The organism is Ruegeria sp. HKCCD7559 (assembly GCF_013110575.1).
Lineage (GTDB): Bacteria > Pseudomonadota > Alphaproteobacteria > Rhodobacterales > Rhodobacteraceae > Ruegeria.
Window position 1 is genome coordinate 113591 of sequence record NZ_WVQU01000004.1, and the last position, 18068, is coordinate 131658.

At 60.2% G+C, this 18068-nt stretch carries 18 protein-coding genes; 9 read left to right on the top strand and 9 right to left on the bottom strand.

Annotation, left to right across the window (positions count from 1 at the left end; all coding sequences use genetic code 11):
* Positions 1–30 precede the first annotated feature (30 nt).
* Genes mreC through GS605_RS12865 form a run of 5 tightly spaced genes read left to right on the top strand, consistent with a single transcriptional unit; the run spans position 31 to position 5492 of the window.
* A complete protein-coding gene (mreC, locus tag GS605_RS12845) occupies positions 31–933 on the top strand; it encodes a rod shape-determining protein MreC (protein ID WP_171724242.1) in 903 nt (300 codons plus the stop codon).
* Entirely contained in the window at positions 926–1462 is a 537-nt protein-coding gene (locus GS605_RS12850; RefSeq protein WP_171724243.1) for a rod shape-determining protein MreD, read from the top strand. Before mreC ends, GS605_RS12850 begins: the two co-directional genes overlap by 8 nt.
* Entirely contained in the window at positions 1459–3408 is a 1950-nt protein-coding gene (gene mrdA / locus GS605_RS12855; RefSeq protein WP_171331337.1) for a penicillin-binding protein 2, read from the top strand. Before GS605_RS12850 ends, mrdA begins: the two co-directional genes overlap by 4 nt.
* Complete coding sequence (gene rodA, locus GS605_RS12860; RefSeq protein WP_171634836.1) at positions 3405–4544, top strand: rod shape-determining protein RodA; 1140 nt, start codon at positions 3405–3407, stop codon at positions 4542–4544. The genes mrdA and rodA overlap by 4 nt, the downstream gene beginning before the upstream one ends.
* A 15-nt stretch (positions 4545–4559) precedes the next feature.
* A complete protein-coding gene (locus tag GS605_RS12865; RefSeq protein WP_171724244.1) occupies positions 4560–5492 on the top strand; it encodes a glyoxylate/hydroxypyruvate reductase A in 933 nt (310 codons plus the stop codon).
* A 2-nt stretch (positions 5493–5494) separates the two neighbouring features.
* Here the strand turns inward: GS605_RS12865 and GS605_RS12870 are convergent, their stop codons facing one another.
* The 6 genes from GS605_RS12870 to GS605_RS12895 all read right to left on the bottom strand — a co-directional run bounded on the left by GS605_RS12870 (position 5495) and on the right by GS605_RS12895 (position 12065).
* A complete protein-coding gene (locus GS605_RS12870) occupies positions 5495–7510 on the bottom strand; it encodes a M3 family metallopeptidase (RefSeq protein WP_171724245.1) in 2016 nt (671 codons plus the stop codon).
* Positions 7511–7585: 75 nt separating this feature from the next.
* Entirely contained in the window at positions 7586–8635 is a 1050-nt protein-coding gene (locus tag GS605_RS12875; RefSeq protein WP_171724246.1) for a HesA/MoeB/ThiF family protein, read from the bottom strand.
* On the bottom strand, positions 8635–9090 hold the full coding sequence (gene dut / locus GS605_RS12880; protein WP_152456882.1) for a dUTP diphosphatase: 456 nt from the start codon (positions 9088–9090) through the stop codon (positions 8635–8637). Before dut ends, GS605_RS12875 begins: the two co-directional genes overlap by 1 nt.
* A 15-nt stretch (positions 9091–9105) precedes the next feature.
* Positions 9106–10302, bottom strand: a complete 1197-nt coding sequence (coaBC, locus tag GS605_RS12885; protein ID WP_171724247.1) for a bifunctional phosphopantothenoylcysteine decarboxylase/phosphopantothenate--cysteine ligase CoaBC — start codon at positions 10300–10302, stop codon at positions 9106–9108.
* 63 nt (positions 10303–10365) lie between these two features.
* Positions 10366–11190, bottom strand: a complete 825-nt coding sequence (locus GS605_RS12890) for a ChaN family lipoprotein (RefSeq protein WP_171634850.1) — start codon at positions 11188–11190, stop codon at positions 10366–10368.
* Positions 11187–12065, bottom strand: a complete 879-nt coding sequence (locus tag GS605_RS12895; protein WP_152456879.1) for an RNA polymerase factor sigma-32 — start codon at positions 12063–12065, stop codon at positions 11187–11189. The genes GS605_RS12890 and GS605_RS12895 overlap by 4 nt, the downstream gene beginning before the upstream one ends.
* A 99-nt stretch (positions 12066–12164) precedes the next feature.
* Between GS605_RS12895 and cobU the strand changes: the two genes are divergently transcribed.
* The 4 genes from cobU to GS605_RS12915 are packed head-to-tail and all read left to right on the top strand — an operon-like array spanning position 12165 to position 15763.
* Positions 12165–12686 carry a bifunctional adenosylcobinamide kinase/adenosylcobinamide-phosphate guanylyltransferase gene (cobU, locus tag GS605_RS12900; RefSeq protein WP_171724248.1) on the top strand — a complete coding sequence of 174 codons (522 nt, stop codon included), beginning with the start codon at positions 12165–12167 and terminating at the stop codon, positions 12684–12686.
* The gene (locus tag GS605_RS12905; protein ID WP_171724249.1) at positions 12683–13261 is read left to right on the top strand and encodes a histidine phosphatase family protein; all 579 of its coding nucleotides are present in this window, start codon (positions 12683–12685) and stop codon (positions 13259–13261) included. The genes cobU and GS605_RS12905 overlap by 4 nt, the downstream gene beginning before the upstream one ends.
* 58 nt (positions 13262–13319) lie before the next feature.
* Entirely contained in the window at positions 13320–14201 is an 882-nt protein-coding gene (locus GS605_RS12910) for a glutathione S-transferase (RefSeq protein ID WP_171724250.1), read from the top strand.
* Between the two features lie 47 nt (positions 14202–14248).
* On the top strand, positions 14249–15763 hold the full coding sequence (locus GS605_RS12915) for a YifB family Mg chelatase-like AAA ATPase (protein ID WP_171724251.1): 1515 nt from the start codon (positions 14249–14251) through the stop codon (positions 15761–15763).
* Here GS605_RS12915 and gshB read toward each other — a convergent pair.
* The 3 genes from gshB to rsmI form a co-directional block, all read right to left on the bottom strand.
* Positions 15760–16692, bottom strand: coding sequence for a glutathione synthase (gene gshB, locus GS605_RS12920; protein ID WP_171634863.1), 933 nt, complete (start codon positions 16690–16692; stop codon positions 15760–15762). The two genes, GS605_RS12915 and gshB, sit on opposite strands and share 4 nt — an antisense overlap.
* A gap of 61 nt (positions 16693–16753) precedes the next feature.
* Positions 16754–17125 (bottom strand): YraN family protein, encoded by a 372-nt coding sequence (locus GS605_RS12925; RefSeq protein ID WP_152456873.1) that lies wholly within the window; start codon positions 17123–17125, stop codon positions 16754–16756.
* 1 nt (position 17126) lies between these two features.
* Positions 17127–17984 carry a 16S rRNA (cytidine(1402)-2'-O)-methyltransferase gene (rsmI, locus tag GS605_RS12930; RefSeq protein WP_171724252.1) on the bottom strand — a complete coding sequence of 286 codons (858 nt, stop codon included), beginning with the start codon at positions 17982–17984 and terminating at the stop codon, positions 17127–17129.
* Between the last annotated feature and the right edge of the window lie 84 nt (positions 17985–18068).

Here is an 18068-nt window from a genome sequence, read left to right on the forward strand (position 1 = left end):
TTCGGCACGAGCAGCACGGGAAGGTAACCTGTGGCAAAAGACCGATCACAGCGCGATGACTACACGACCCCTCTGCGCCGCTTGTTGTTGGGGATCGTCATCCTGTGCTTGCTGGGTATCTTTCTGGTTTGGCGGATCGACAGCCCGCGCGTCGAGCGGTTCCGCGCGCAGGTGGTGGACGCGGTCGTACCGTCGATGGATTGGGCCATGGTGCCCGTGACCGCCGCTGTGAACCTTGTGCGCGATTTCCAAAGCTACCAGCGTCTGAGCGAGCAGAACCGCGAGCTGCGCAGCGAACTGCGCCTGATGCGTGCCTGGAAAGAGGCCGCACTGCAATTGGAACAGGAAAATGCGCGGCTGTTGGATCTGAACAATGTCCGCCTCGACCCGCGCCTGACATACATCACGGGTGTTGTGATGGCCGACAGCGGATCACCCTTTCGGCAGTCCATCCTGTTGAATGTGGGGGAACGCGACGGGATCGTTGATGGCTGGGCCACGATGGATGGAATCGGGCTGGTTGGCCGAATTTCCGGCGTCGGACCAGATACGGCTCGGGTGATCCTGGTGACGGATGCCACCAGTGCCATTCCGGCAACGATTCAGCCTTCTGGCCAGACCGCGTTGATCAAAGGAGACAATACTCCGGCCCCAGTGGTCGAGTTCCTGGAAAACCGAGAGCTGGTCCGCCCCGGTGATCGGGTGATCACATCCGGCGACGGAGGCGTTTTTCCGGCAGGCCTTTTGATCGGCCAGATCGCCGCGGATCCGGGCGGCCGTCTGCGCGTTCGCCTTTCAGCGGATTTTGAACGGCTCGAGTTTCTTCGTGTTCTGCGCTTCCATTCGCCCCCGCCAATTCAGGATCCGGGTGGGATCGTCGGGCCAACTCGGCCCGAAACTGCGCTGGTACCGGATGAGGTAAGCGATGGATAGGCCCGCCTCATACAACTGGGCCATGCGCGGCCTTTACGTTGCGCTGGCCTTTGTCGTGCTGTTCATGCACTTGCTGCCGCTCGATGCGCAACCGGATCGCTGGCCTTTTCCTGATGTATTGGTTGCGCTGACCTTTGCCTGGGTATTGCGGCGCCCCGATTATGTGCCCACCCTGTTGGTCGCGTTTGTCATGCTGATGGCGGATCTGTTGCTGCAACGCCCGCCCGGCCTTCTGGCTGCGCTGGTGGTGTTTGGCACAGCCTATCTGCGCTCTGCCGCTCCGGGTATGAAGGACACTGGGTTTGTCGGAGAATGGATGTCTGTCGGTGTGGTGATTGCCATGGTCTTTTTGACGAACAGAGTCGTTTTGTCGATCTTGTCTGTGCAGCAGGCCGCTTTGTGGCCAGTCGTTATGCAACTTGTGCTGACAATCGCCTTCTACCCGTTCATCGTGCTGTTGAGCCAAAGCGTATTTGGCGTCCACCGCCTGTCTGCTGCGGATGCCGGAGCCGTAGGGGGCGGAGCATGAAACAACGCAAACCCAAGTCGCAGGGCCTTGCCTATAAACGCCTGCCACGCCGGGCGCTGCTGCTGGGCGGTTTGCAGGCGGCTTTTATCGGCGGGCTGGCCGCACGGATGCGTTTCATGCAGGTGGATCAGGCCGACGAATACCGCCTGCTGGCCGAAGAAAACCGCATCAACATTCGACTCATCCCGCCAACCCGTGGACGTATCTATGACCGCAATGGTCAAATCATCGGTCAGAACTCACCATCCTATCGCATCGTCATCGTGCGTGAAGACGCAGGTGACGTCGACAAGGTGATTGCCAAATTGTCGGAACTCATCCCGCTGAACGATGATGAGATCGAACGCGCCCGGACTGAAATGCGCCGATCAGCCCCGTTCCTGCCGGTCACTCTGGCGGATCAGGTCACTTGGGAAGACATCTCGAAAGTCGCAGTCAATGCCCCGGCCCTTCCGGGTGTGACGCCCGAAGTGGGCCTGACACGGCAATACCCACGCTATGAGGATTTCGCCCATATCGTCGGCTATGTCGGCCCGGTCAGCGACTACGATCTCAGCAAGCTCGAAGACCCCGAGCCGGTTTTGCGAATTCCCAGGTTTCAGATTGGCAAGGTCGGGTTGGAAGCCAAGCAGGAAACAGCCCTGCGTGGCAAAGCCGGTGCAAAGCGTGTCGAAGTCAATGCCACAGGGCGGGTCATGCGCGAGCTGGACCGGCAGGAAGGTCAGCCGGGTGCGGACTTGCAATTGGCGATCGATGCCGACCTGCAACAATATGCGCAAGCGCGGCTGGCAGGAGAAAGCGCGGCGGCAATTGTTCTGGATTGCGAAACCGGGGACCTGCGCGCTGTCAGCTCTACACCCAGTTTTGATCCAAATCTGTTTGTGCGCGGTATCTCGGTCGCGGATTATCGGGCATTGACGGGGGACAAGTATCGCCCTCTGGCCAACAAGTCCGTACAAGGCACTTATCCTCCGGGGTCGACGTTCAAGATGGTCACTGCATTGGCCGCGCTGGAGGCCGGCGTGATAGGCCCTGGAAACACAGTGTATTGCCCCGGGCACCTTAAGGTCGGCAGCCGCAGGTTCCACTGCTGGAAGCGCGGCGGGCATGGCACGGTCGATCTGAACCTGTCGCTGAAACGCAGCTGCGACGTCTATTACTACGACGTGGCTTTGCGGGTCGGGATCGACAAGATATCCGAAATGGCTCGTACTTTGGGCCTGGGCGTCAAACACGATATTCCGATGTCGGCGGTCGCCGCTGGACTTGCCCCCAATCAGGAATGGAAGCAGCGGACACACGGTCAGGATTGGCTGGTGGGCGACACGGCCAACGCGTCCATCGGGCAAGGGTTCATGCTGGCATCACCGCTTCAACTGGCCGTCATGACGGCTCGTATCGCCACCGGCCGATCGGTGACACCGCGCCTTGTACGTTCGATCGACGGTGTCGAACAGCCCTCGGGCGCAGGGGAACCGCTGGACATCAACGCCTACAATCTGGAACAGGTGCGCAAGGCCATGTACTCGGTCTCGAACGATCGGCGTGGGACGGCCTATCGCAGCCGCATCATCGCAGACGAGTTCCGCATGGCCGGCAAAACCGGCACCAGCCAGGTCCGCAACATCACCAAGGCCGAACGTGCCGCCGGCGTGATCCGCAACGAAGACCTGCCATGGGAGCGTCGCGACCACGCCTTGTTCGTCTGCTTCGCGCCCTATGACAATCCGAAATACGCGGTTGCCGTGGTCGTTGAACATGGCGGCGGCGGGTCCAAGGCGGCGGCACCGGTCGCCCGCGATATCATGCTTCAGGCGCTCTACAACGGTACCCCGCCGCTTGAGGCATATCCGGTTGCCGACCGCGAGCGGATCAAGGAACAGCAAAAACGGCTCGAGGGCGACCGTCGCCCCAAAGCGCGTCCCGACGGAAAGGACCGCGCATGAGCTATCTTGAATATGCCGTGAAATCCACGCCGTCGGGGTTTCGGAAATTCCTGTACATGAATTGGCCGCTGACCCTGTTGCTGATCAGCACGGCCAGCGCAGGGTTCCTGATGCTGTATTCGGTTGCAGGCGGGTCGTGGACACCCTGGGCGGAACCACAGATGGAGCGGTTCGGGCTTGGCCTGATCGCGATGTTCATCATTGCTTTGGTTCCGATCTGGTTCTGGCGCAACATGTCCGTGCTGGCCTATCTCGGGTCGGTCGCGTTGCTGGTATTCGTGGAGTTGTTCGGCACCATCGGCATGGGCGCGCAGCGTTGGATCGACCTTGGGTTCATGCGCCTGCAACCCTCAGAAGTCATGAAGGTGGCCCTGGTCATGGTTCTGGCGGCGTATTACGACTGGCTGCCATCGCACAAGACCTCCCGCCCTCTGTGGGTCTTTGTTCCCGTGGCCCTGATTGTCCTGCCAACCCTGCTGGTTCTGAAACAGCCGGATCTCGGCACGTCGATCCTGCTGTTGGCTGCCGGTGGCGGGCTGATGTTTCTTGCGGGTGTCCACTGGGCCTACTTTGCAGCCGTCATTGCCGCCGTCGTGGGCCTGATCGCCGCCGTGTTCAACAGTCGCGGGACCGAATGGCAGTTGCTCAAGGATTATCAGTTCCGCCGGATCGACACGTTTCTTGACCCCTCTACCGATCCTTTGGGTGCCGGGTATCACATCACGCAATCCAAGATCGCCCTTGGTTCCGGGGGCTGGAACGGGCGCGGTTTCATGCAGGGTACGCAATCCCGGCTGAACTTCCTGCCCGAGAAACACACCGATTTCATCTTCACCACCCTCGCAGAGGAATTCGGATTCGTCGGTGGCATCACGCTCTTGATTCTCTATGCCCTGATCCTTGTGTTCTGCATGGCGACCGCACTGGCCACCAAGGATCGATTCTCGTCACTGGTTACTCTGGGCATCGCGCTGAACTTCTTCTTGTTCTTTGCCGTCAACATGTCGATGGTGATGGGCATGGCACCGGTTGTGGGCGTCCCACTGCCAATGGTCAGCTATGGCGGATCGGCCATGCTGGTGCTGATGGCCGCGTTCGGCATCGTCCAAAGCGCTCATATCCATCGTCCCCGCTGATCCGAAAGGCCCCCGATGCCCGTAAACGTTCTGTTTTCCGCGCGCCCTGCCCTGTGGCCCGTGTATGAACCGCTGCTCACTCGATACCTTGCGGAGGCCGGCGTTGAGGCGCGGCTCGGTACGGAATTTGACCCGGATCAGGTCGATTACGTTGTCTACGCTCCGAATGGCGGGTTACTGGATTTTTCGCCCTTTACACGCCTGAAGGCGGTTCTGAGCCTCTGGGCCGGGGTTGAAAAGATCGCGGACAATGACACGCTGACCGTCCCCTTGGCGCGAATGGTGGATCACGGGCTGACGCAAGGTATGACCGAATGGGTGGTGGGCCATGTGCTGCGCTATCATCTGGGAATGGATCGCCACATCACCATCCAGGATGGCGTCTGGGCCCCGGATGCCCCACCTTTGGCGCAAGAGCGCAAAGTGTGCATTCTAGGCCTCGGCGCGTTGGGCGAAGCCGCGGCCCGCACCCTGGCCTCGCTGAATTTCACGGTCACAGGCTGGAGCCGCACCGCCAAGGACATCCCCGGCGTAACCTGCCTGCATGGTCCTGACGGTCTGCGTGACGCGCTTTCCCGGGCCGAGATACTGGTTCTGCTGCTGCCTGACACCGCTGCCACCGAAAACGCGTTGAATGCTGAAACGCTGGCCCTGCTGCCCAAGGGCGCGCGGATCATCAACCCGGGTCGCGGACCCCTGATCGATGACGATGCGCTGCTGGATGCCTTGAACGCGGGTCAGGTCGGTCACGCGACGCTGGATGTGTTCCGGGTCGAGCCCCTGCCCCCCGATCATCCGTATTGGGCACATCCGAACGTGACGGTGACCCCTCATATCGCGTCCGAGACCCGCCCGGTCACAGCCGCGCAGGTCATTTGCGAAAACATCCGGCGTGGCGAAGCCGGAGAGCCCTTCGTGCACCTGGTGGATCGCGCTTTGGGCTACTGATTTCAGGCCGCGATCAGACCGCGGCCTTTCAACAGGGCGTCAACCCCCGGCAATCTTCCCCGGAACGCCAGATACAGGTCTTCTGCCTCGCGCGAACCGCCAGTGGACAGGATGTTGTCCTCCAACGCTTTGGCGCGTTCGGGGTCAAAGGCACCTCCCGCCTCTTCAAAGGCGGCAAAGGCGTCGGCATCCATCACTTCGGACCACATATAGCTGTAGTACCCCGAGCTGTAGCCATCGCCTGCAAAGACATGCGCGAAATGCGGAGTAGCGTGGCGCATTCCAATGGCTTTCGGCATCCCCAACCTGGCCAAAACTTCTGACTGTTTCGCCATCGGATCTGCCGGTGCCTCGCCATCGTGGAAGGCCAGATCAACAAGGGCCGAGGCGACATATTCCACCGTCTGGAATCCCTGATCGAAATTGGCCGCCTTCAGCACCTTTTGCAGCATTTCCTGCGGCATCGGCTCGCCCGTTTCCGCATGGGTCGCAAACTCGGCAAGAACCTCGGGCACTTCCAGCCAGTGTTCGTAAAGCTGGCTGGGCAATTCTACGAAATCGCGCGCCACGGACGTGCCCGAGATGCTTTCATATGTCACGTTGGACAGCATCTGGTGCAGGGCATGGCCGAATTCATGAAACAGGGTCCGCGCGTCATCATAGGACAGCAAGGCGGGATCCCCTTTGGCAAAGTTGCAGACATTGATGACAACCGGTGTCTGCTTCTTCGGGAATTTGGCCTGCGCCCTCATCGCGCTGCACCAGGCGCCTGACCGCTTGGACCCTCGTGCAAAGTAGTCTCCGATAAATACGGCAATATGCTGCCCGTCGCGGGTAACGTCCCAAGCCCGGCAATCCGGGTGATAGAGGGGTACGTCCAACGGTTTGAAATCCAGCCCGAAAAGCCGGTTGGCGCAGGCAAACGAAGCCTCGATCATACGATCCAGTTGCAGATAGGGTTTCAACGCAGCCTCATCCAAATCGTGTTCCGCCTTGCGCCGCTTTTCAGCATAGTACCGCCAATCCCAAGCTTCCAGCGGGCCGTTGATGCCGTCTTCCTGCATCATCTGCGTCAGAACATCCGCGTCGGCGTCTGCGCGGGACTTGGCCGGTTCCCAAACCTGCATCAACAGTTCACGCACCCGATCCGGCGTGCGCGCCATCTCGGTTTCCAGCTTGTAGTCGGCGAACGTGTCATAGCCCAGAAGCTTGGCACGTTCTTGGCGTAAGGCCAGAATCTCGGCCGCGATGTCTCGGTTGTCTGTCTCGCCCCCATTGGCGCCGCGTGCGGCCCAGGCGCGATAGGCTTTTTCACGCAGGTCCCGGCGGGGCGAGAATTGCAGAAACGGCACGATCAGCGACCGTGACAAGGTGACCACCGGCCCCTTGGCTTTCTTCTCCTGCCCCGCGGCACGCGCCGCGTCCACGACGAAATCCGGCAGGCCGTTCAGATCCCCTTCGGTCAGATCCATGTACCAGTCCCGCTCATCCGCCAGCAGGTTCTGGGTAAACGAGGTGCCCAGCGACGCAAGGCGCGACTTGATCTCTTGCATACGGGTGTCTTCGTCCCCTACCAAAGCCGCACCGGCACGCACAAAGCCCCGGTGGGTCAGCATCAGCACACGCGCCTGTTCCTCGGTCAGGTCAAGATCATCGCGCCGTGCCCATAGGTCGGCCACACGCTTGAACAGCGACTTGTTGGAAGAAATGCCCGAAAAATGCGTCGAAAGCTTGGGGGAAAACGCGCGTTGCAGTTCTTCCCGCTTGGGGTTGCTGTCCGCGCCCGCAATCGTGAAGAAGACCGACAGAACCTTGTCCAGTTGCCCGCCCGCAGCCTCGAGCGCCTCGATCGTGTTGGCGAATGTGGGGGTATCCGGATTTGCCGCTATCGCGTCAATTTCGGCGTTATGCTCTTTCATCGCCTGCTCCAGTGCCGGCGAGAAATCATCATCCGAGATATCGGAAAAAGGGGCGATTTCAAACGGTGTGGTCCAGTTGGACAGGATCGGGTTGGTCATGCGGATCTCCTTTGATCCCATAGCTATGTCGCCACGGCCGGGTGTTCCAGAACACCCAACCCATGTGAAGAAAGGTTAATCGTTTCTCATGCCACAAACAGGGCAATCGCCCCGGCGGGTCAGAACAATCTTGCGGCTTTCACCGTACAGCGCGTCATAGATCAGCATCTCGCCACGCAGCGCCATGCCGGCGCCCGTTATCACCTTGATCGCCTCGACCGCCATCATTGATCCGACGACGCCCGGCAGCGGGCCGATCACACCGGCCTCGGAACAGGACGGGGCCAGACCGGGGGCCGGGGCCTCTGGGAAGATGCACTGATAGCAGGGGCTGCCATTGGTGGGGGCAAACACACTCAGTTGACCTTCCCACTGCGACAAAGCCCCCGAAATCAGCGGTTTGCCCAGCGCGACAGCGGTTCGGTTTGCCAGATACCGGGTCTCAAAATTGTCGGTTCCGTCAAGAATCAGATCGAAGTCTGCAAACAGGTCGGTGGCGATTTCCTCGCTCAAGCGGCGGTGATAGGGCAGAACAACGACGTTCGGGTTTTGCGCCTCCATTGCCCGCTGGGCCGAAAAGACCTTGGGCATTCCAATATCCGCGTCCCGGTGAATAACCTGTCGTTGCAGGTTGGCATTCTCGACGACGTCATCGTCGATGATCCCGATCGTGCCGACACCCGCAGCCGCCAGATATTGCAGCGCAGGTGCGCCCAGACCACCTGCGCCGATCACCAGCACGCGGGCTTTCTTAAGTTTTTTCTGACCGGGCCCACCCAGTTCGCGCAACACGATATGGCGGGCATAGCGGTCCAGCTCGGCCTCGGTAAATCGGTCCGAGGGCATGTCGGGCTCCGGTTCCGAAGTTGAAACTGCGCGGTTGCGTAAGGCTTTGAGTATTCTGCCATACAGCAAAGCCAGCGCCGCGAAACCCACGAGGATCAGCCAAAGCGCCGCAGACCCACCCGTTGCTTCGCGAAGAGGGTGCCCATCCGGTAAGATCAGATGGGACAGTATGACGCCGGCCAACAACACACTCAAGGAAACCACCCGCGCTTTTGGGGACGTGCCGGCGAAATAACCGACGCCCCAAAGCCCCGCAGCCAGGATGAAAACCAACAGCATCAGCCGCGCCCGGTCGAGCCGAAACCGCCAGCCCCGCGATCGGTTTCGCCCAGCGCCTGAGCCAGTTCAAACCTGGCCTGCACCACCGGCGCGACCACAAGCTGCGCGATACGATCTCCGTGGGCGATCTCGAACCGTTCCTGGCCCGCATTCATCACGATCACGCCCAAGGGCCCACGATAGTCGCTGTCAATGGTGCCCGGCGTGTTGGGCAGTGTAATCCCATGTTTCAACGCAAGGCCCGAGCGGGGCCGAACCTGCACCTCATACCCTTGCGGGATTTCAATGCGCAGGCCGGTCGGCACCAGCGCCCGCTGACCGGGGTCCAGCGTAATCGGCGCGCCGTCGGGCAGATTGGCACGCACGTCCGCGCCGGCCGCCCCCGAGGTTTCGTAAGAGGGAAGCGCCACGGCGGGGTCTGCCCCGTCTTCGCGGATCACCCGGATTGCAACCATGCCCTTGCCTTTCCTTCAGCCTGCCAACGCGTCCGCGATTTTCGCCGCCAGACGCCGGGCAACTTCGTCTTTCCCCATACGGGGCCATTCCTCGGCCCCGTTGTCCGAAATCAGGATGACCGCATTCTCTGACCCGCCCATAATGCCTGTTGCAGGGCTGACATCGTTGGCGACGATCCAGTCACAGCCTTTGCGCAGACGCTTGGCCGTGGCGTGTTCAATCACATTGTCCGTCTCGGCAGCAAAGCCGACAACCAATGGCGGACGGTTCGCGCCCATCCCGGAAACACGTTTCAGAATGTCCGGGTTTTCGGCGAATTCCAGTACCGGCAGGCCATCGCGACTTTTCTTCAGCTTCTTGTCCGACGCGCTGGCGACACGCCAGTCCGCGACCGCAGCCGCGAATATTCCGGCATCGACGGGCAGAGCTGCATCAACCGCATCAGACATCTGTTGCGCGGTTTCGACAGGTACGACCCGCACACCCGCCGGGGGCGGCACGTCTGCCGGGCCAGTCACAAAGGTTACTTCGGCCCCCAATTCCGCCAGCGCCCGGGCTACGGCGGCACCTTGGGCCCCGGACGAGCGGTTGGCTATATACCGGACCGGATCTATCGGCTCATGCGTCGGGCCGGACGTCACCAGCACCCGCTTGCCCGTCAAAGGCCCCGCAGACAACCGAGCCTCAATCGCCGCGACAATTTCCAGCGGCTCGGACATGCGCCCCGGGCCGTATTCGCCACAGGCCATGTCGCCTTCGTTCGGGCCCACAAAGCGCACGCCATCCGCTTGCAGCTGCTTCAGGTTTCGCTGTGTTGCCGGGTGGGTCCACATCCGCACATTCATCGCGGGCGCACACAGAACGGGTGTGTCCGTGGCCATCAGAAGGGTCGAGGCCAGATCGTTGGCCAACCCTGCGGCCATCTTGCCCATCAGATCCGCCGTTGCGGGGGCCACGACGATCAGATCCGCAGAGCGGGACAGTTGAATATGCCCCATCTCGGCCTCATCGGTGAGATCAAACAGATCGCGATAGCCTTTTTCACCTGCCAGAGCCGATACGGACAGCGGCGTCACAAACTCTTCCGCAGCGCGCGTCAATACAGGGGTTACGTCCGCGCCACGCTCGCGCAACCTGCGGATCAGGTCCAGCGATTTGTAGGCCGCGATTCCGCCACCGATAATCAGCAGAATGCGTTTGGATGACAGCATGTTCAGCCCTTCCCGTCCCGGTCGGCCCCGACATTAGGCAAGGCCCGCAGGTAGTTCCAGCGATTAATTCTGAACCTGAAATGCCGCACAGGGGTCTTCGCGCTCGGCCGTGGGGCTATCAATCACGATATCGAATTCTCCGTCGATCGCTCCATCCTCGGATTGTCCGACGGCCACGACTTTCCAACCTGGTCTGAGGCGCGCTAGATAGGTCGGTATGCCCCGATCCTTTCGCGCGTGACCATTTCCAGTTATCACGGCAACCGGACCCCCGGTTTCGTCCATCGCACGGACCACGGCACGGGCCAGCACAGCATCGCGCAATCGTTGGATCGCAACCATCTGGGGCAACATTTCAGCCGGAAGCGCATCGCAATGCGCCGCCAACTGGTCGGCTTCGCGCGCGGCCTGTTCTTCGGGCGATAGAGGCACCGTCAGGCCATAACGCGCCGCGTCTGCCCCCAACGCCGTGGCGGCACCGCGTTCCATCGCGGCACGCGCGGCAGCACGCGGAACCATAGCCCCGTAAACCGGCGCGCCTGACGCCTCGAACACCGGATAATACATGCTGAGCGGCGGCCAGCCACTTTCAGCCCATTTCAGAATGCGGCTCAGTTCTTCCGGGTTTGACACAGCTTTCTGAGCGAGTCTCTGCGCGCCCTCTTCCGTGACCATTTCCCAGACGACGGCCGAAGGTGAAACAGCTTCAAGCGCCTCGGCCTGCACCAAATGATGCGTCGGGTTGTCGTGAACTTCCCCCAATATCAAGACATCGGCGTCCCGCATCGCGGACATGGCATCAGCGGGAACAAGTCTATCTGCCAGCCCCGGTCGCGCTGCCGCAACCGTAAGACCCAGAACAAACGCAAGAATCGCAAACTGTTTCATGCGATGAAGTGTTGCACCTCGCGCGACTGGGCTTCAAGGTTCTTGCGCATTTTCGCAAAGGCTGCGGCTTCAAGCTGTCGTACACGTTCTTTTGACAGACCCAGCTCGGTTCCCAGGCTTTCCAGGGTTCGCGCAGGGTCTCGCAGCTTGCGCTCGCGCACAATGAAACGCTCGCGATCATTCAAGGCATTCATCGCCGTCAACAGCCACTTGCGCAACTGTTCGGTATCATGGCTGTGTTCAACTGCTTCGGCTGCCTGCTCGCGGTCATCTTCCAGGGCATCGATCCACTCGCGCCCATCCTCATCAGCGGATTGCACCGCATTCAGCGAAAAATCAGAGCCGGACAGACGACCTTCCATCATCTCGACGTCGCGCAGCGGCACACCGATTTCCGTGGCGATCATCTGGTGTAACTGATGACGGTCCAATTCCTGCCCTTCGGTGGCGGCTTCCCGTTCCAGCCGGGCCTGAACGCGACGCATGTTGAAAAACAGCGATTTTTGAGATGAGGTTGACCCGGTCCGAACCATGGACCAGTTCCGCATCACATAGTCCTGAATGCTTGCCTTGATCCACCATACGGCATAGGTCGAAAACCGCACGCCGCGATCTGGGTCGAACTTGTCTGCGGCCTTCATCAGGCCAAGGCCTGCTTCCTGAATGAGATCATTCATCGGCGCGCCATAGCGCTTGAACTTGGCCGCCATCGAAATCGCCAGACGCATATAGGCGGTGATCAGACGGTGCAACGCCTGTTCATCACGCTCATCACGCCATGCATAAGCCAGTTTCAGTTCGGTTTCCGCATCCAGCAGCTCGGCCTTCATTGCTTGCCGGGACATCGAAAAGTCCGTCGCATTATCCAGTGCCATAAACCTCTCCCCTGTTTGCAGGTACTGGTCAGACTTGCTTTGCCGACCTATGACCATTACGCAAAACAGCACCAAACGGATCAACTATAGGTAAGTACTGTGTCGCCGGATTTAACCTTGGTTCTGGGCGGGGCCGCGTCGGGCAAGTCGGTTTTCGCCGAAGAACTGGTTGTTTCTCAGGGGAAAAGCCGAGTTTACCTTGCGACATCACAAGTGTTTGATGACGAGATGCGCCAGAAGATTGAGCGCCATCTTGAACAGCGCGGCGACGGTTGGACCACGGTTGAAGAACCCTTCGACCCGGGGCCGGTTCTGGCCACGTTGTCGCCCGATCAGATTTGCCTGATTGACTGCGCCACCATGTGGCTGAGCAACCACCTGCTGGCCGAAACCGATCTGGAAGCGGCACAAACCGCCCTGCTTGACGCCCTTCGTGCATGCCCTGCGCAAATCGTGATCGTCTCGAACGAAGTTGGCCACGGCATTGTCCCGGACAACACCCTGGCCCGCCGGTTTCGCGAAGCACAGGGGCGGCTGAACATCGCGCTTGCAGCGCAGGCCGATCTGGTGGTGCAGATCACTGCCGGGTTGCCCTTGGTTCTGAAAGGGCAAATGCCGTGATGCGCCTTCACCTTGTTCGACACGGGCCGACACATGCGAAAACCATGGTCGGCTGGTCCGACCTGCCCGCTGACCTTAGCGATACAGCCGCACTGAAACGTCTGCACGACCATTTGCCGCCCAAGGCGCTTGTGATCTCGTCCGATCTGTCACGGGCGGTTGACACCGCCACGGCCATACAAGGTCAACGTCAACGCCTTCCCCATAAACCGGGCTTGCGGGAAATCCATTTTGGCGACTGGGAGTTGCGCGGATTTGCCGAAATCGAAGCCGAAGACCCGGAACTGGCCTTTTCATATTGGGACAACCCCGGCGATGTCCGCCCGCCGCAAGGTGAAAGCTGGAACGACATCCGCAATCGGGTTGATGCGGCGATCGACACGCTTGTTTCAGTACATTCAGGCCGCGATCTGGTCATCGTCGCGCATTTCGGCGTTATCCTTACTCAGGTGCAGCGCGCCCTTGATCTGGACGGACAACAGACCTTTTCACACCGAATCGACAACCTGTCGGTAACGGATATCCTGATCGACGCAGGCAGGTGGTCCGTCGGTACGATCAATCACCTTCCGTGAACAGACCCCACACAAATCACTGTTTTACCGGGTTGCGAACCTGCGGCATCGTCTGCGTATGACATATGATTTGCATATCGGCGACCGCCTCTTCTCCAGCTGGTCAATGCGTGGCTGGTTGATGCTTGAGAAATTCAACCTTCCCTACAGAAGCCACATGATTGGCCTGTATTCGGGCACCATGGCACAGGATATGGAGCCCTTGGCCCCAGCGCGACTTGTGCCTGCCCTGCGCCTGCCGGAAGGAACTGTGGTGGGCGAAAGCCTGGCCATGGCTGAAACCCTGGCCGAGCGCCACCCTGATGCCGGGTTGTGGCCATCAGATCCCGCCGCCCGGGCAACCGCCCGCTGGCTATGCGCCGAGATGGTGGCAGGGTTTGGTGCCTTGCGGGATGAATGCCCGATGCAATTGCTGCACGTCTGGCAGGGTTTCGACCCCTCAGATGAAACACTGGCAGATCTGGCACGCATCGCAATACTCTGGGACCATGCACGCAAAGTGTCCGGTGCGGGACAAGGCCCGTTGTTCGGCGCGTATTCGCTGGCGGACGTGTTTTACACACCTGTCGCAGCGCGGATCATCGGATATGGGCTGCCAGTTTCCAAGGCGAACCGGACCTATTGCCTGGACCTGTTGTCAGACCCCGCCGTCAGACAATGGCGCGCAATGGGCCTGACTGTCAGATACGACCCTTTTCCCTATCGTCAGGATTTGCCGTCCAAGCCCTGGCCGATCGGAGGGGTTTCAACCGCCAAGCCGGTCTCCGGCCCGTCAATCAACCAAGTTTGCCCGTATTCCGGCAAACCCGTTGCGGAATTTCTGGAGTTGGATGGAAAATGCTGGGGCTTCTGCAATCCATTCTGCCGCGACAAAACAATTGCCGATCCCGACGCGTGGCCAAAATTCGCTGCATTGCGCGCAACCGTTAACGACTCTTAAACCACAATCATGGCAGCAACACCCTGTTAACCAAGAACAGGACTGCCATGGTCGCCCGCGCCCACACTGTTGCCTTTCACGGCGTCGAAGCCCGCCCGGTCGAGGTGCAATGTGCCGTATCGCCCGGCTTGCCGGCCTTTTCCATCGTTGGCCTTCCCGACAAAGCCGTGTCCGAAGCCCGCGACCGCGTCCGCAGCGCGCTGAGTGCGATGGCCATCGCTCTGCCGTCGAAACGAATTACGATCAACCTGTCTCCTGCGGATCTGCCCAAGGAAGGCAGCCATTTCGACCTGCCCATCGCAGTCGCGCTGTTATCGGCACTCGAGGTCATCCCAGCCGATGCCGCCGAAGGAACAGTTGCACTGGGAGAGTTGTCGCTTGATGGATCTCTGGTGCCTGTCGTCGGCGCCCTGCCCGCGGCCATGACGGCCGCGTCAGAAGATCGCATGTTGCTGTGTCCCAAAGCCTCCAGCGCCGAGGCTGCATGGGTCGACGCCACTCAGGTTATCGGCGCGGGTTCCCTGGGCGATGTTGTCCGCCATTTCTCGGGACAGTGCCCTTTGCCGGCGGCACAACCCGGCGAGGTGAATCTGGCGCCCAGCGTGCGGGATCTGCGCGATGTAAAGGGGCAGGAACGCGCCAAGCGCGCCTTGGAAATCGCGGCAGCCGGGCGTCACCATCTGATCATGATCGGCACGCCGGGGTCGGGCAAATCCATGCTGGCCGCACGGCTTCCGGGCATCTTGCCACCGCTGACCGCAGTCGAAGCGTTGGAAACTTCGATGATCCAGTCCCTGTGCGGGTTGCTGGATGAAGGCGGCATCAACCGCACGCGTCCATTTCGGGAACCGCATCATACGGCCTCGATGGCAGCCATTGTCGGCGGGGGCAAAGGTGCCAAGCCCGGTGAGATCTCATTGGCGCATAACGGCGTGCTGTTCATGGATGAGTTCCCCGAATTTCCCCGTACGGTTCTGGAGACCCTGCGCCAGCCAATAGAATCCGGAGAAGTCATGGTGGCGCGTGCCAATGCCCACGTGAAATACCCCTGCCGTTTCATGCTGGTGGCCGCCGCGAACCCGTGCAAATGCGGCTACCTGACGGATCCATCGCGCGCCTGCTCTCGCGCACCCGGCTGCGGCGAGGATTATCTGAACCGTATCTCGGGGCCCCTGATGGACAGGTTCGACCTGCGGATCGAAGTTCCGCCTGTGGGCTTCACCGATCTTGATCTGCCCCCATCCGGCGACAGCTCGGCGACAGTTGCCGCGCGGGTTGAAAACGCCCGCGCCATACAGGCAGAGCGGTTTCGGGGAATGCCGGACCTGCGTCAGAATTCCGACGCCGAAGGCAAAGTTCTGGAACAGATCGCAACACCCGATGCAGAAGGAAAAGCCGTTTTGCTGAAGGCCGCAGATCGGTTCGGCCTATCGGCGCGTGCCTTTCATCGGATCCTGAGGGTGGCGCGGACGATCGCCGATCTGGACGGTTCAGCCGACATCCGCAGGCCACATGTTGCAGAGGCGCTGAGCTTTCGCATCAGCGCCCGGGTCATGGCCTAGATCTTGGCTTCAATCGCCTGCCAGATCTTCTCGGCGATGTTCACGCCGTCGAACCGTTCCAGCTCTTGAATGCCGGTGGGCGAGGTCACGTTGATTTCGGTGAGATAGTCGCCAATGATGTCGATCCCGACAAAAATCTGGCCTTTTTCTTTCAGTAGCGGTCCGATGGCTGCGCAGATCTCCAGATCACGCTCTGACAACCCGACCTTTTCCGGGCGTCCGCCCACATGCATGTTTGACCGCGTTTCGCCCGCGGCTGGCACCCGGTTGATTGCGCCAACCGGTTCACCGTCCACGAGGATCACCCGCTTGTCGCCATTGCTGACATCCGGCAGGAACTTTTGCACGATCAGAGGCTCGCGCGAGAACCCCGTGAACAGCTCGTGCAGAGAGGTCAGGTTGCGGTCATTGGCATCCAGTCGGAACACGCCCGCACCGCCATTGCCATAAAGCGGCTTTAGGATGATATCGCCGTGCTTTTCCTTGAACGCCTTGATCGTTTTTATGTCACGGGCAATCGTTGTCGGCGGCGTCAGGTCAGGGAAATCCAAAACCAGCAGTTTTTCAGGATAGTTCCGCACCCAGAACGGGTCGTTGACCACCAGCGTTTGCCCTTTCAGGCGGTCCAGCAGATGGGTGGACGTGATGTAATGCATGTCAAAGGGTGGATCCTGACGCAGCCAGACCACGTCGAAATCGGCCAGGTCAACTTCACGTTCGGGGCTCAGAATCGCCGGATCGCCGGCGACCCGCTGCACGGTCATGTCATGGCCGCGCGCCGTGATACGACCTTCCTGATAGGCCAGCTGATCCGGCCCATAGAAAAACAACGAATGACCGCGCGCCTGCGCCTCCTCCGCCAGACGGAATGAGCTGTCGGCGTTGATGTCCACGGCCCCGATCGGGTCCATTTGAAAGGCGATTTTCATGTCGTGTCCCTCAGTTTCACGCAAGATACATGGCCCAGCAGGCCTGAGGGTTCAATGGGGCTTAGGCGTGACCGAAGGCGTTTTCGATGATTTGAACCGCGCCAGTGCCATCTACCAGTGCCGCGTCAAATCGGACATTGGTCAATTGCCCACCCGGTTCGTTTTCCAAGTATTGCGCGGCCGAGGCACAGATTCGGTCAATTTGTCTTTGACTGATCCGGGCTGCAGCTTTTTCGAAACTGGAGCTTTTCTTGACCTCGATGAACACGAGCCCGTCGCCATCCCGCACAATCAGATCGATTTCACCACCGGCACCCCGCCACCGGCGATGCGCAATTGCAAAACCCCGGCGCTCATAGTCCGAGGCGACCCGAAGCTCGGCCGACTGCCCCGCCTGATAGGAAACCGAGCCCTGAATTGCACGCCGCCCCATGTCATCCCTTTCCCAGTTTCAGAGCTTTCTGGTAAATCGGACGGCGCGGCAGATCATACATTTCTGACACAAGATCCGCTGCGTCCCGAACCGAGTGGGTTTCCAAAGCTCGCTTCAAAGCCTCTTCTACGTCGGATTCGTTAACACTTTGCGAATGACTACGGTCCACCAGCAGAACGATCTCACCCTTGACCGGTTTTTCCTGAATTTCTGCCGCCAGATCGGCCAGTCTTCCACGGCGGATTTCTTCGAACTTTTTCGTCAGTTCACGGCACAAGGCCGCCTGACGGTCTGCCCCCAGGCAATCCGCAAGATCTGCAAGGCTGGCCGAGACGCGTTTGGGGGATTCGTAGAACACCAAGGTGCCTGGTATGTTTTTCAAAGCCTCAATCCGGGTCCGGCGTGCGCCCGATGCATTGGGCAAGAAACCTGCGAAGAAGAATGAATCCGTTGGCAGGCCCGCCAGGGTCAGCGCTGTTATTGCGGCGGATGCCCCGGGCGCACAGGTCACCATATGCCCGGCTTCGGCCGCCTGCTTGCCCAGATCATATCCCGGATCAGCGATCAGTGGCATACCCGCCTCGGATGCATAGGCGACAGATTGCCCCTGCGCCAGGGCATCCATGAGTCTGCCACGCGCCCCGGCGCCGCTGTGATCATGGTAGGCCTGGATATGCCGACCCTCCAGCGGGATGCCATGGATTTCCATCAACCGCCGCAGGCTCCGGGTGTCCTCCGCCGCTATCACATCGGCCGAGGCCAGAACATCCAGCGCCCTGAGCGTAATATCGCGCGCGGTTCCGATCGGAGTGGCAACAAAATACAGGCCCGCAGCCAATCTGATCTTTTGGAAATTCAAAGCTGGACCCTCACAGCGTGACGTTTATTATCGCGGCTCAACAGAACAGAAGCATTCACAGCCGCCGGATCAGGGAGTTTTCAT

Coding starts and splice junctions, on each gene's coding strand:
- GS605_RS12850 (WP_171724243.1), top strand. CDS start 926: ATGGATAGGCCCGCCTCATACAACTGGGCCATGCGCGGCCTTTACGTT.
- mrdA (WP_171331337.1), top strand. CDS start 1,459: ATGAAACAACGCAAACCCAAGTCGCAGGGCCTTGCCTATAAACGCCTG.
- rodA (WP_171634836.1), top strand. CDS start 3,405: ATGAGCTATCTTGAATATGCCGTGAAATCCACGCCGTCGGGGTTTCGG.
- GS605_RS12865 (WP_171724244.1), top strand. CDS start 4,560: ATGCCCGTAAACGTTCTGTTTTCCGCGCGCCCTGCCCTGTGGCCCGTG.
- GS605_RS12870 (WP_171724245.1), bottom strand. CDS start 7,510: ATGACCAACCCGATCCTGTCCAACTGGACCACACCGTTTGAAATCGCC.
- GS605_RS12875 (WP_171724246.1), bottom strand. CDS start 8,635: ATGCTGTTGGTTTTCATCCTGGCTGCGGGGCTTTGGGGCGTCGGTTAT.
- dut (WP_152456882.1), bottom strand. CDS start 9,090: ATGGTTGCAATCCGGGTGATCCGCGAAGACGGGGCAGACCCCGCCGTG.
- coaBC (WP_171724247.1), bottom strand. CDS start 10,302: ATGCTGTCATCCAAACGCATTCTGCTGATTATCGGTGGCGGAATCGCG.
- GS605_RS12890 (WP_171634850.1), bottom strand. CDS start 11,190: ATGAAACAGTTTGCGATTCTTGCGTTTGTTCTGGGTCTTACGGTTGCG.
- GS605_RS12895 (WP_152456879.1), bottom strand. CDS start 12,065: ATGGCACTGGATAATGCGACGGACTTTTCGATGTCCCGGCAAGCAATG.
- GS605_RS12910 (WP_171724250.1), top strand. CDS start 13,320: ATGACATATGATTTGCATATCGGCGACCGCCTCTTCTCCAGCTGGTCA.
- GS605_RS12915 (WP_171724251.1), top strand. CDS start 14,249: ATGGTCGCCCGCGCCCACACTGTTGCCTTTCACGGCGTCGAAGCCCGC.
- gshB (WP_171634863.1), bottom strand. CDS start 16,692: ATGAAAATCGCCTTTCAAATGGACCCGATCGGGGCCGTGGACATCAAC.
- GS605_RS12925 (WP_152456873.1), bottom strand. CDS start 17,125: ATGGGGCGGCGTGCAATTCAGGGCTCGGTTTCCTATCAGGCGGGGCAG.